General features: G+C 72.3%; 10 protein-coding genes. 4 read left to right on the top strand and 6 right to left on the bottom strand.

The window, feature by feature from the left end; genetic code table 11:
• The first annotated feature begins 125 nt into the window (after positions 1 to 125).
• Positions 126 to 965, top strand: a complete 840-nt coding sequence (locus tag PT931_RS31490) for a chitosanase (RefSeq protein ID WP_456249352.1) — start codon at positions 126 to 128, stop codon at positions 963 to 965.
• 123 nt (positions 966 to 1088) lie between these two features.
• Here the strand turns inward: PT931_RS31490 and PT931_RS31485 are convergent, their stop codons facing one another.
• The 3 genes from PT931_RS31485 to PT931_RS31475 all read right to left on the bottom strand — a co-directional run bounded on the left by PT931_RS31485 (position 1089) and on the right by PT931_RS31475 (position 6408).
• The gene (locus PT931_RS31485; protein ID WP_456249351.1) at positions 1089 to 2474 is read right to left on the bottom strand and encodes an MFS transporter; all 1386 of its coding nucleotides are present in this window, start codon (positions 2472 to 2474) and stop codon (positions 1089 to 1091) included.
• A gap of 92 nt (positions 2475 to 2566) precedes the next feature.
• A complete protein-coding gene (locus PT931_RS31480; protein WP_456249350.1) occupies positions 2567 to 5473 on the bottom strand; it encodes a YbhB/YbcL family Raf kinase inhibitor-like protein in 2907 nt (968 codons plus the stop codon).
• 161 nt (positions 5474 to 5634) lie between these two features.
• Entirely contained in the window at positions 5635 to 6408 is a 774-nt protein-coding gene (locus tag PT931_RS31475) for an IclR family transcriptional regulator (RefSeq protein WP_456249349.1), read from the bottom strand.
• 102 nt (positions 6409 to 6510) lie between these two features.
• Here PT931_RS31475 and PT931_RS31470 point away from each other — a divergent pair, with 102 nt between their 5' ends.
• Genes PT931_RS31470 through PT931_RS31460 form a run of 3 tightly spaced genes read left to right on the top strand, consistent with a single transcriptional unit; the run spans position 6511 to position 9844 of the window.
• The gene (locus PT931_RS31470) at positions 6511 to 7422 is read left to right on the top strand and encodes a 5-dehydro-4-deoxyglucarate dehydratase (protein ID WP_456249348.1); all 912 of its coding nucleotides are present in this window, start codon (positions 6511 to 6513) and stop codon (positions 7420 to 7422) included.
• Positions 7422 to 8678, top strand: coding sequence for a glucarate dehydratase family protein (locus PT931_RS31465; RefSeq protein ID WP_456249347.1), 1257 nt, complete (start codon positions 7422 to 7424; stop codon positions 8676 to 8678). Before PT931_RS31470 ends, PT931_RS31465 begins: the two co-directional genes overlap by 1 nt.
• Complete coding sequence (locus tag PT931_RS31460) at positions 8672 to 9844, top strand: hypothetical protein (RefSeq protein WP_456249346.1); 1173 nt, start codon at positions 8672 to 8674, stop codon at positions 9842 to 9844. The genes PT931_RS31465 and PT931_RS31460 overlap by 7 nt, the downstream gene beginning before the upstream one ends.
• Before the next feature lie 76 nt (positions 9845 to 9920).
• On the opposite strand, the gene PT931_RS31455 is transcribed toward PT931_RS31460, so the two are convergent.
• The 3 genes from PT931_RS31455 to PT931_RS31445 are packed head-to-tail and all read right to left on the bottom strand — an operon-like array spanning position 9921 to position 13042.
• Positions 9921 to 11315: a BNR-4 repeat-containing protein gene (locus PT931_RS31455; RefSeq protein ID WP_456249345.1), complete on the bottom strand. Its 1395-nt coding sequence runs from the start codon at positions 11313 to 11315 to the stop codon at positions 9921 to 9923.
• Positions 11316 to 11326: 11 nt separating this feature from the next.
• Entirely contained in the window at positions 11327 to 12193 is an 867-nt protein-coding gene (locus PT931_RS31450; RefSeq protein WP_456249344.1) for a carbohydrate ABC transporter permease, read from the bottom strand.
• Between the two features lie 33 nt (positions 12194 to 12226).
• The gene (locus PT931_RS31445) at positions 12227 to 13042 is read right to left on the bottom strand and encodes a carbohydrate ABC transporter permease (RefSeq protein ID WP_456249343.1); all 816 of its coding nucleotides are present in this window, start codon (positions 13040 to 13042) and stop codon (positions 12227 to 12229) included.
• Positions 13043 to 13124: the final 82 nt, after the last annotated feature.

Genomic DNA, 13124 nt, shown 5'->3' with positions numbered 1-13124 from the left:
TCGGAAAGTACAAGTGCCGGGAAGTGCCCGGTGGGCCAGCTTTGCCCCACCCCGTTGACACTGACGACCTTGGGGGTTAGGAAGGTTAGGTAACCTTCCTAACCTTCCCCCCTCAGGAGGTACCCATGCGGTTGTCCCATCGGATCGTCGGCCTGGCGACGGCGGTGACCCTGGTCGCGGGCGCTCCCCTCGTCCTGGCGAGCACCGCGTCCGCGCACCTGTCCACGCCGGCGGTCTCGGCCAACGCCGCGCACGTGGACCTGAACGACCCGCACAAGAAGGACATCGCCATGCAGCTGGTGTCCAGCGCGGAGAACTCCTCGCTGGACTGGAAGTCGCAGTACAAGTACATCGAGGACATCGACGACGGCCGCGGCTACACGGCCGGCATCATCGGGTTCTGTTCCGGCACCGGGGACATGCTCGACCTCGTGGAGCTGTACGCCCAGCGCAAGCCGGGCAACGTGCTCGCCAAGTACCTGCCGGCGCTGCGCAAGGTCAACGGCACCGACTCGCACACGGGGCTCGGGTCGGCCTTCGAGAAGGACTGGGCGACGGCCGCCAAGGACTCGGCGTTCAAGAAGGCCCAGGACGACGAGCGCGACCGGGTGTACTTCAACCCGGCCGTCCAGCAGGCCAAGGCCGACGGCCTGTGGGCCCTGGGCCAGTTCGCCTACTACGACACGATCGTGATGCACGGCAACGGCACCGACCGGGACAGCTTCGGCTCGATCCGGAAGAACGCCCTGAAGAAGGCCAAGCCGCCGTCGCAGGGCGGGGACCAGGTGGCCTACCTCAACGCGTTCCTCGACGCGCGCAAGGTCGCGATGAAGCACGAGGACGCGCACTCCGACACCAGCCGGGTCGACACCGCCCAGCGGGTGTTCCTCAAGGCCGGCAACCTGGACCTGAACCCGCCGCTGAGCTGGAAGGTCTACGGCGACCCGTTCCGCATCGACAGCTGACTCCACCCCCTCCGCGCACGCCGGCCAGGTCGCCCCCGACCCGGCCGGCGTGCCGGCGTCCCGCCCCGGCGCCGGCGCACCGGGCCGGCGGGGCGCACCGGACGCCGCACGCGCCCTGCGGGCTCAGGCTTCCCGCCGGTCGGCCGGCTCCGGCCGGACCAGGCCCGGTCCGGTGGTCAGCAGCGTGGCGGCGAGCACCGCGAGTCCGTACACCGTGATCAGCCACCACGGGAACGCGTCGGAGCCGGCCCCGGACGCCAGCGCGGAGGCGGCCAGGGCCCCGGCGACGGCCACGCCGAGGGACTGGCCGACCTGCCGGCTGGTGGACGCGATCGCGGCGGCCACCCCGGCCTGGGCGCGCGGCATGCCCGACACCGCCGTCTGGGTGACCGGCGGGTTGACCACGGCGAAGCCGAACCCGAACACCGCGTAGGCCCCGATCAGCCAGCCCATCGGGGTCGCGACGGTCACCGGCAGCATCATCAGCCCGCTGACCGCGAAGGCGGCGCCCGCGACGAGCAGCGGCAGCCGCGGCCCCCGGTGGCCGACGAACCGGCCGGACAGCGGGCCGAAGACCAGGACCATCGCGGCCATCGGCAGCACCGCGAGCCCGGCGTGCGCGGCGGACAGGCCCCGGACCTCCTGGAGGTACAGGGTGTTGAGGAACAGGAACCCGCCCAGCGCCGCGAACGAGCTGACCGCGATCAGGGTGGCCCCGGAGAACGGCGCGCTGCGGAAGAACCGGAGTTCCAGCAGCGGGTCGACCCGGCGCGGCTCGTAGTACAGCAGGGCGGCGAGGGCCGCGACGGCCAGTGTGCCGGGGCCGAGGATCAGCGGGGAGGACCAGCCGGCCGCCGGGCCCTCGATGATCGCGAACGTCACCGAGCCGAGCAGGGTGATCACCAGGGCCTGGCCGACCAGGTCGGGCCGGCGGGGCCGGGGCGCGCGGGACTCGGGGACGAACACCGCGGTGAGGACGACCGCCGCGAGCCCGATCGGGATGTTGATCCAGAAGATGGCCCGCCAGCCGACGGTACCGACGAGCAGGCCGCCGACCACCGGGCCGAGCGCCATGCTGATCCCGACCACCCCGGACCACACGCCGATCGCGCGGGCGCGTTCCCGGGGCTCGGTGAACGTGTTCGTGATGATCGACATGGCGACCGGGTTGAGCATCGAACCGCCGACCGCCTGCACGATCCGGGCGGCGACCAGCCAGCCGAGGCCGGGCGCGAGGCCGCACAGGAACGAGCCGCCGGTGAAGAGCACCAGACCGACCTGGAAGGTACGCCGCCGGCCGAGCCGGTCCGCCGTCGAGCCGGACAGGATCAGCAGACTGGCGAGCACCACGATGTACGCGTCGATGGTCCACTGCAGGTCCGCGACCGAGGCGTCGAACTCGCGCCGGATGGACGGCAGCGCGACGTTGACGATGGTGTTGTCGAGGCCCACGATCAGCAGGCTCATGCAGCAGACCGCCAGGATCGGCCCCCGCCGCCGGTCGGACAACGGACCTCCCCGACGTGGTGCCGGCCGGGCTGGGAAGGCCAGCCCGGCCGGGTGGTGCCGCACGGCCCCGAGGAGGCCGCGTCGGGTCGCGGCTACGTGTGCGCCGCCGAGTTCCCCGCCAGTTTAGTGCTGGCCAGGTCGTGCGCGAGGATCGCCGTCTCCACCGCCGCGACGCTCGACGAGGAGGTCACGCCGGGCAGCGTGGCGACGTCGAGGGCGTAGAGCGTGAACTCGTATTTGTGGGTACTGCTGCCCGGGCAGGGCCCGAAGAACTGCAGGGCCTTGTTCCCGGTACTCATCCCCTTCTGTTTCGCGGGCGCCTGGCCGGGCACGTCGTAGCCGAGGCCGAGCCCCTCGGGCAGCGAGCTCCTGGTCGGCGCCAGGTCCCAGATCACCCAGTGTTTGCCGCTGTTGGCCGTGTCGACGAAGGTGATCGCGTAGCTCTTCGCCCCCGCGGCCGCCCCCCACGCCAACGGTGGCGAGATGTCGTTGCCGGCCACCCCGTCCTGCTGACAGGTGTACTTCGTCGGGATGTTCCCGTTGTTGGCGTACGCGGTGCTGGTGAGCGCGAACGGCGCCGTCCCGCCCGCGAACGACAGCCGGACGATGGAGTTGTCCAGCACGGTCGGCGTGCCGCCGTTCTTGTCGTTGTTCGTGGAGGTCAGCCACAGCCCGCCGTCGGGGGTCTTGACGACGGTGCGCACCCGGCCCCACCGGCCGTTGAAGAACGCGCGCGGGGTGTCCGTGGTGTTCCCGGTGATCTTCATGACCCACAGCCGCCCGCCCCGGACGGCCGCCATGTAGATCCAGTCGTTGACGATCTCCAGGCCGCTGGGCGAGGCCGAGGCGACGTCCCACTGCCGGACCGGGTTCACGTACGCGGTGTTGGAACACGAGCCCTCGCAGTTGGGCCAGCCGTAGTTCTTGCCGGACTGGATCAGGTTCAGCTCGTCCCAGGTGCCGTCGCCGAACTCCGAGGCCCACAGCCGGCCCATCGAGTCCCAGGCCAGGCCCTGCGGGTTGCGGTGCCCGTAGCTGTAGATCCGGGTGCCGAACGGGTTGCCCGGTGCCGGCGCGCCGGTGGTGGTCACCCGGAGGATCTTGCCGTTGAGGGAGTTGAGGTTCTGGGCCCGCTGGCCGTCCTGCGCGTCGCCCACCGTGATGTACAGGTACCCGTCGGGGCCGAACTTGAGCCGGCCGCCATTGTGGAACTTGGACTTGGAGATCCCGGTGACCAGCGGCTCCCGGGCCCCGATCGCCCCGTTCTCGTACCTGAACCGGGCGACCCGGTTGTCGGAGGAGGAGGTGTAGTACACGTAGACGTAGTGGTCCGTGGCGAAGGTCGGCGACACGGCCAGCCCGAGCAGCCCGCCCTCACCGACCGTGGTGACCGCCTCGGTGACCTTGCCGACGACCGTCTTCTGCCCGGCGAGGGTCACCCGGACGATCTCGAACCGGTCCCGCTCGGCGACCAGCGCCGACCCGTCGGGCAGGAAGCCGATCCCCCACGGCAGGTCGAGCTTCGTGACGTCCTTGTCGTAGACGGGGTCCCCGCCGCCGGCCGCGCCCGTGGTCTTCACCGACAGGCCCGCGCTGCGCGCCGAGACGTTGTTGTTGGCGTCGAACGCCTCCACCGCGAACGAGTACGTGGTGTTGGCGGTCAGCCCGTCGGCCGTGGCCGTCAGGTCGGGCACCGTGGCGAACCTCGTGCCGTCCCGGTAGACGTGGTACCCGGTCACGCCCACGTTGTCCGTGGACGGGTTCCAGGCCAGGGTGACGCTGGTTGAGCCGACGTTGGTGGAGCGCAGCCCGGTCGGGGTGGTCGGCGGCTGCGGGTCGTCGCTCGGCGGGGTGGTGATGTCGACGTTGTTGCTGCCCACCGAGCCGTTCCCGGCCCCGTCGCGCGCCTGCACGCTCAGCACGTACCGCGTGTTGGGGGTCAGGTTCTTCAGGATCACCGAGGTGATGTTGCCGCCGACGGTCTGCAGGACGTTGCCGCCGTTGTAGACCTCGTACATCGCCACGCCGACGTTGTCGGTGGACGCGTCCCAGGCGAGTTCCACCTGGGTCGGCTGGACCTCGCCCACCACGCGGGCGTTGCCCGGGGCGGTGGGGGGCTGGGTGTCGCTGGGTGCCGCGACGCTGATCCGGTCCAGGTTCGGCCCGCCGACGGCGCTGGTCGCGGTGGCCCGGATCGTGTTGGCGCCCGCGACGAGGGTGGCGGTGACCGTCTTCTCGGCCCAGGTGTCCCAGTTCGTGGTGGAGGGGAAGGACACGGCCGGGGCGACGACCGTGCCGTTCACCGCGATGTCCAGCGGCCGGTCGACCGTGGTGCCGTTGGCGTAGCGCAGCCGCACGGCGTACGTGCCGGCGGTCGCCGAGTTCACCGTGAACTCGACGTGGCCGCCGACCACGTTGTCGTAGTTGACGAAGCCGGTACCCGTGTAGCCGGTGTGGTTCGCCTCGACCACGCCCAGCGAGATGGCCGCGTTCTCGGCCTGGTAGTCGGTGGCCGGCGCGGCGGCGACGTCCACGTCGAGGTAGTCCAGGTTGGGACCGCCCGTCGCGGTGGTGCCGGTGAGCCGGATCTTGTTGGTACCGGCGAGGACGGGCGCCGTGATGGTCCTCGTCGCCCAGGTGTCCCAGTTCGCGGTGGCCGGGAACGACGCGCCCGCCGCGACCACGGTGCCGTTCACCGCCACGTCGGCGGGCCGGTCGGCGGCGGTCCCGTTGGCGTACCGGACGCCGAGGGTGGCCGTGCCCGCCGACGGGGCGGACACCGTGAACTCGACGTAGCTGCCGGCCACGTTGGTGGAGTCGGCGAAGCCGGTACCGGAGTAGCCGGTGTGGTTGGTGGCCACCACGCCCTGGACGATCGTGGCGTTCTCGGCCTCGTAGCGGGTGGCAGCGGCGGCGGCGCTACCGGCGGGGAGTATGGCCGCGACCAGCAGCGCCGAGCCGAACGTGGGCAGGAGACGCAGAAGGGGTCTGGACTTCACGACGCACCTCACATTAGATAGATAACCTTCCTTACCTGGAGTGCGCCGCGATCAGACCACCGGGGAGGGAACCGTGTCAACGGCACAGTCCGCCCAGCGGGATTGTGTTTCGCCGCAGGTCACCGGCGCGCCCGACCCGTACCCGGGAAAGGGGTTCCGGTCTAGCGCACGCCCTCCTTGCGCAGCTTCGCCCCGAGCGCCCGGGTGTGCCGCACGACGGCCTCGATCACCTTGTCCACCTCGGGCTGCGGCAGGTCCGCCGGCATCGAGCAGCTGATCGCGTCGCTGGCCGGGATGCGGTAGTCCACGGTGCAGGCCACGCAGGCCACCCCGGGGGTGCCCTGTTCGCGCTCGAAGGCCCAGCCCCGGCCCCGGACCGCGTCGAGCTCGGCGACCAGGGTCGGCACGTCCGTGATGCTCCCGTCGGTGAACGCGGGCAGCGGGCCGCTGAGCATCGCCACCACCTCGTCGTCGGTGAGCCCGGCGAGCAGCGCCTGGCCGAGGGCGGTGAGGTGCGCGGGCAGCCGGCGGCCGACCCGGGAGATGACCCGGACCGCCTCGCGGGACTCGCGGCTGGCCAGGTAGAGCACGTGGCCCTCGTCGCGCCGGGCGAAGTGCACGGTGTGCCCGACCTCGGCGCGCAGGTCCTCCAGGGCCTCCAGGGCGAAGGACAGCGCCGGGTCCTTGTCCAGGTAGGCGGTGCCGGTGAGCAGGGCGTGCGGGCCGATCCCGTAGGCCGAGCGGGACTCGTCCGCCTCGATCCACTTCAGCTCGGCGAGGGTGCGGATCAGCGCGTGCAGGCTGCTGCGCGGGTAGCCGACGAGTTTCTGCAACTCGGACAGCGTCAGGCGCTCGGGGGAGGCCGCCAGGGCCTCCAGGATCCGGACGGTCCGCTCGGCGGACTTGACCAACGAGGACTCCATCGTCCACCCCATCTACGCGCGTGTATTGACCGCCACTATAGCGAACGATAACTTCATCTCACATGGTGTGCAGCATGCTGGCTGCCGTCCACATATATGAACCGGAGTTCCGCGATGCTTCCAGACGGCCTGCTGTCGTTCCCGCTGACCCCGTTCACCGCCGACGACCGGCTCGACCTCGCGGCCTACCGCGAGCATCTCGACCAGCAGCTCGCCGGGGGTCCGGGGGCACTGTTCGTCGCCTGCGGGACGGGCGAGTTCGGGGCGCTGTCCCCGGGCGAGTACCGGGAGGTGGTCGGCGCGGCGGTGGCGACCGTCGCCGGCCGGGTGCCCGTGTACGCCGGCGCGGGCGGCGGCCCCGCGGTCGCCCGCGAGTTCGCGGTGGCCGCCGCCGAGTCCGGGGCCGACGGGCTCCTGCTGCTCCCGCCCTACCTGGTCACGAGCCCGCCGGCCGGCTACCTGCGGTACGTCGAGCACGTGGCGGAGGGCACCGACCTGCCCCTGATCGTGTACCAGCGGGCCAACGCGCGGCTGTCCCCCGCCACGGCCGTCGCCCTGCTCGACCTGCCCACCGTCGTCGGCATCAAGGACGGGATCGGCGACGTCGACGCCTTCCTGCGGATCGTCACCGCGGTCCGGGCCAGCGGGCACCCGCGCGCCGACGCGTTCGGCTTCCTCAACGGGCTGCCGACGGCGGAACTGTCCGCCCAGGCGTACCGGGCGATCGGGGTGCCCAGCTACTCCTCGGCCGCGTACTGCTTCGCGCCCCGGATCGCGCTGGCCTTCCACGCGGCCGTGCACGCCGACGACACCGCCACCGCCCAGCGGCTGATAGCTGAGTTCTACGGCCCGTTCGCGGAGCTGCGCGACGAGGTGCCCGGGTACGCGGTGTCCCTCGTCAAGGCCGGGGCCAGACTGGGGGGACTCGACCTCGGCGGGGTGCGCCCGCCCCTGCTGGACCCGACGGACGCGCACCTCGCGCGCCTGGCGGAGATCATCGACAACGGACACAAGGCGGTCTCGTGATGCGCGTCGACAGTGTGCTCGTCACCCCGGTGGCGTTCCCCGACCCCCCGCTGCTCAACGCGGCCGGCGTGCACCAGCCGTGGGCGCTGCGCGCGATCGTCGAGGTCCGGACCGACACCGGACTGACCGGCCTCGGCGAGACGTACGGCGACGCCGCGCACCTCGACCTCCTCAACCGGGTCGCGCCGACCCTGACCGGGCTCGACCCGTTCGACCTCAACGACCTCGACCGCCGGGTCGCCGCCGTCACCCGGGGCGTGGACAGCCCCGACATGCACGGCCTGACCGGCGGGTCCAGCGGGGAGAAGACCCGGGCCCGGGTGTTCGCCGCCTTCGAGGTCGCCTGCTGGGACCTCCAGGGCCGCGCCGTGGGCCGGCCGGTGCACGCGCTGCTCGGCGGCAAGGTCCGCGACGCGGTGCCGTACAGCGCGTACCTGTTCTACAAGTGGGCCGGGCACCCCGGGGCCGGGCCCGACCAGTGGGGCGCGGCGCTGGATCCCGAGGGCATCGTCGAGCAGGCCCGGCGCATGATCGACGAGTACGGCTTCGGGTCCATCAAGCTCAAGGGCGGCGTCTTCCCGCCCGAGGAGGAGATCGCGGCCGTCCGGGCGCTGCACGCCGCGTTCCCCGGGCTGCCGCTGCGGCTGGACCCCAACGCCGCGTGGACCCCGGCGACCGCGATCCGGGTGGCGAAGGAGACCGAGGGGCTGTTGCAGTACCTCGAGGACCCGACGCCCGGGATCGCCGGCATGGCCGAGGTCGCCGCCGCCACGTCGATGCCGCTGGCCACGAACATGTGCGTCGTGGCCGTCGAACACCTCGAACCGGCCGTCCGGCAGCGCGCCGTCGGCGTGGTCCTCGCCGACCACCACTTCTGGGGCGGGCTGCGCGGCTCCCGGGACCTGGTCGCCGTGTGCGACGCGTTCGGGCTCGGGCTGTCGATGCACTCCAACTCCCACCTGGGCATCTCCCTGGCCGCGATGACGCACCTGGCGGCGGCCACCCCGACCCTGACCTACGCCTGCGACACGCACACCCCCTGGCAGGGCGGCGTGGACGTGGTGGCCGAACCGCTGCCGTTCGTGGCCGGCGCCGTGGTGGTGTCCGACTCCCCCGGGCTCGGCGTCGAACTCGACCAGGCGGCACTGGCCCGGATGCACGCCGACTACCTGGCCTGCGGCATCCGGTCCCGGGACGACCTGGGATACATGAAGAGCATCGACCCGGGGTACGAGAACCGGCGGCCCCGGTGGTGACGACGGTGGCCGGGCACGCCTACCCCTGGGACGTGCTCGGCGACCCCGCGTTCCCGGAGCGCGCCGCCGGCCTCGGGGTGCGGTCGGTGACCCTGGCGGCGGCGTACCACTCGTGCCGGGCCGCCACGCCCCTGCACCCCGCCCGGCAGGTCGTCGACGCCTCGTACGCGGCCCTGTACCGGCCCGTGCGGCCCGAGGCGTGGACCGGGCGCCTGGTGCCCCGCACCCCCGGCTGGATGGCGGAGAGCGACCCGTTCGGGGAGGCTGCGGGGATCCTGCGCGCCGCCGGGCTGCCCGTGACCGCCTGGGTGGTGCTCACCCACAACACCCGGCTCGGTACGGCGCACCCGGACGTGGCCGTCGTCAACTGCTTCGGCGAGCGCTACCCCTACGCGCTGTGCCCGCAGTGGGCCGAGGTGCGCGGGTACGCGGCGACCCTCGCGGCGGAGGCGTGCCGGGACGTACCCCTCGACGGGGTTTCGCTCGAAGCCTGTGGGCAGCTCGGGATCACGCACCTGTCGCACCACGAGAAGACCGACGGGGCCTGGTCGCCGGCGAGCGCGCGGCTGCTGTCGGTGTGCTGCTGCGGCGCGTGCCGGCGGGCCTGGCGGGACCGGGGCCTCGACGACCACCGGCTGGTCGCGGACCTGCGGGCCGTGGTGCGCGCCCTGTCCGGGTCCACCGGGATCGACGCGCCCGTCGCGGACCTGATCGGGGCGGAGGAGGCCTGGGGGGTACTGGCGACCCGGCACTCCGCCGCGGCCGCCCTCCGGGAGGAGGTCCTGGCGGGGTTGCCGGCGGGCGTCCCGGTGACCCTGCACGCGTCGCCGGACCCGTGGGCGACCGGCCCGTCCCCCGGCCTGCCCCTGCCGGACACCGGCGCGGTCCCGTTGCCCGGGGTGGCCGGCGTGCTCGTGCCCGCGTGGCCCGTGGCGTCGGCGACCGCTGCCGGGATCGGTGCCATGCGGGCGGCGGTGGGCCCCGGGGTGGACGTGGGGGCCTATGTGACCGTGCTGGCGCCGACCGCGGTGGACGACGTGCCCACGCACGCCCGTCGGCTCCGGGCCGCCGGTGCCGACGGCCTGCACCTGTACCACCTGGGACTGGCCCCCTCGGACCGGCACAAGGGCCTCACCCGCGCGATCGAGGCCTTCGAGGCCCCTTAGGGCGCGGAGGTGGGCGGGCGGGACCCCTCAGCCCCGGCCCGCCCTGTCCTCGCCCGCGCGGGCGGCGGGGGCGCGGCTACAGACCCGCCGTGTGGACGTCCCCGTCCGCGACCGTCACCTCGCGGGCGCTGGACGCCCCGGTCGCCAGGATCCGGACCGGGTCCCGGAAGCCCGCCACCAGGTCGATCCGCTGGATCTCCCTGGGTGTGCGGATCGTCGTCTCCGCCGTCCACGTCCGCCCCGAGGCGAGCAGGAAGGTGTGGATGTCGGGCTGGCCGAGGCGGGTGCAGTACACCCGCCAGGTGTTCGGGCCCACCCGCTCCATCTCGCGGGCGCGCAGGCCGGTGGCCACCTCGCGGGTCGACCAGGCGCTGCCCGTCCACACGGAGGCCATCACGTGCGGGACGGCCGCGTCGTCGTAGGCGAACCAGACGAGGAACGGCTTCCCGTCGTCGAGCCAGCCGGTGAGCTGGATGTAGTCGGGGGACTTCATCCCGGCCGGGCGGACCAGGGCCGTGCTCGCGACCAGGCAGGGACCGTCCTGGTCGGGGTCGCCGATCTGGGTACCGAGGTCCTTGCCGGCCGCGCTGCGGAACCGCAACGTGCCCGGATCGAACGTCGCGTGGTGGATGTCCTTGTGGTAGTAGTCGTGCACGTTCTGGGTGGGGCCGCCGCCGGCCTTCGTCCACACCAGGTGCACCCGGTCGCGGGCCGGATCGTGGCGGAGCTGGCCGACGTACTCCTCGTTGAGGTGGTCCGCGCGGGTCGTCGAGCCGATCGCGTACGGGTGCCCGGTGAGCTGCGCCGAGGATTTCCAGGTCCGGCCGTGGTCGGTGGAGCGCACGTACAGCATGGGCCGGGTGTCGGTCGGGGCCGACGGGTCGACCTCCTGGCTGGTCTCGCGGTAGAAGACGAACAGGTGGCCGCACGGGGTGCGGAACGGCATCGGATAGCTCGCGGCGGGGGCGATGTTCGCCACGGTCCACGTGCCTGCGGTCGAGTGCGGCCGGGGCGCGCGGGCCACGACGAGGGCCTGGTTGTGCATGCCGACGAAGAGCAGCAGGTGGCCGTCGGCGGCGAGGACGAGCGTCGGGTAGTTGTGCGAGTCGCCGCCGCCGTCGAGGACCTTCTGCTTCGCCGACCAGACGCGGGTGTCGTGGTCGTAGGACTGGACGTAGCTGTCCTCGTTGAGGCCGCCCCAGGAGATGAAGGTGGTGTTGGCCACCGGGTCGTGGACGGCGCCGGCGACGGGGCGGCGGTCGGTCCGGGCGGCCACCCGGGTGGCGGTGGTCATCAGGGTGAAGGCGGGTGCGGCGGCGGATCCGGGCGCGGCACCGGGTCCGGGCGCGTCGGCGCCGGCCGGCGGCCCGGCGGCACCCGGGCCCGCCGACGCGACCCCGCCCGTCAACGCCGCCCCCAGCACTCCCCCGGTGACGACCCCGGCCGCGCGCAACACTTCTCGTCTGTCCATTCGAGACACTCCTAACCTTTGATCGCGCCGCTGGTCAGTCCCCGCATGAACTGGCGCTGGAAAGCGAGGAACGCCAACACGGAGGGCAGCAGTGCCAGCAGCGCGGCGGCGAGCAGGACGCCGATCCCGACCTCCTCGTCGGAGCGCAGGGTGCGCAACGCGATCGGCAGCGTGTACTGACCGGGCTCGGTGGCCACGATCAGCGGCAACAGGTACTGGTCCCAGATCATCGTGAAGCCGAACACGCCGATCACGCCGAGCGCGGGCCGGCACATCGGCAGGATGATCGAGAAGAAGGTGCGCAGTTCGCCGGCCCCGTCGATCCGGGCCGCCTCCTCCAGCTCGATCGGCACGTCCTTCATGAACTCCGTCATCACCAGGATCGAGAAGCCCCACGCGCCGACGGGCAGGATCATGCCGGCGTAGGTACCGATCAGATTGGTGTGGAAGGGCGGGATGTCCGCGAGGACCACCGACAGCGGGACGATGATCACCTCCTCGGGGAGCATCATGGTCGCGAGGATGACGATCAGCACGACCGCCATGCCGCGGAACTTCTTCCGGGCCAGCGAGTAGGCCGCGAACACGCTGACCAGCATCTGGAGCAGCAGGCCGAAGCCGACCACGACGAAGGAGTTGAGCAGGTAGAGGTAGACGTTCTTGCGGCCGGCCTCGACGAAGTTGTCCAGGGTGAAGCCGTTCGGGATCAGGGAGAAGCCGGTCGGGTCGATCACCCGGCTGAACGCGCCGACCAGGAGCGCGACGAGCGGGCCGGCGAAGACCACGACCATCATCGTGTACAGCAGGAGCTTGGCCGCCCATGCTCCCGGGCCGCGCCGGGACTCCAACCCGAGCGCACTGTCGAAACGGTCACTCATGACAGCACCTCACAACGGGTGGAAGAGCGGTGGTCATCGGGAGTCCTTCCGGCGGAACAGTTGCACGCCCACGGTCAGCACCAGGGTCGCCGCGAACAGCACGATCGAGCCGGCCGCCGCGACGCCGAGCTCGCCGCGTTGCAGGCCCAGCTTGTAGATGAGGGTCATCAGGACCTCGCTGGATCCGTTGGGCGCGCCGTTGGTGAGCGTGAACACCTCGGTGAACACCCGCAGGCCCCGGATCGCGGCGAGCGTGAACAGGATGCCGAACACGGGCCGCAGCGCGGGGATGGTGATGTGCCGGAGGCGGCGCCAGGGGGTGGCCCCGTCGACGGCGGCGGCCTCGTACAGGCTGCGGTCCACGCCGGCCAGCCCGGCCAGGATGATCATCATGTCGTACGGGGCGCCGCGCCAGATCCCCATCGCCATGATGGACACCAGCGAACTGTTCTCGCTGGCCAGGTACGGCTGCGGCGCGATCCCGACCCAGCCGGCGATCGTGTTGATCAGTCCGGAGTCGCCGGGGTAGTACATGATCCGCCAGACCTCGGCGACGGCGGCCATGGTGGTGACCACGGGCAGGAACGCGGCGGTGCGCACCAGCCACAGGTGCCGGGCCTTGCCCTCGACGAGCAGGGCGAGCACGAACCCGATGATCAGCGAGCCGACCGTGGTGCCGGCGGCCAGGGCCACGGTGTGCCACAGGGCGCTGGTGAACGCCCGGTCGGACAGGATCGTGCTGTAGTTGTCGACGCCGACGTAGCGGTCGCCGAGGTAGGTGCGGACCTCGTAGAAGCTCATCCGCAGGCCCTGGGCCATGGGGATGAACTTGAAGTACAGGAACAGCACCAGGGCCGGGGCGAGGAACAGCCAGGCGACGAGGGTGCCGCGGCGCCGGCGGGGGGGGGGGGGGGGGGGCCGGGGGGGGGGG

The sequence above is a fragment of the Longispora urticae genome (genome assembly GCF_053902585.1).
The sequence above is the reverse complement of the archived record's forward strand: the minus strand, read 5'-3'. Positions and strand labels throughout refer to the sequence as shown.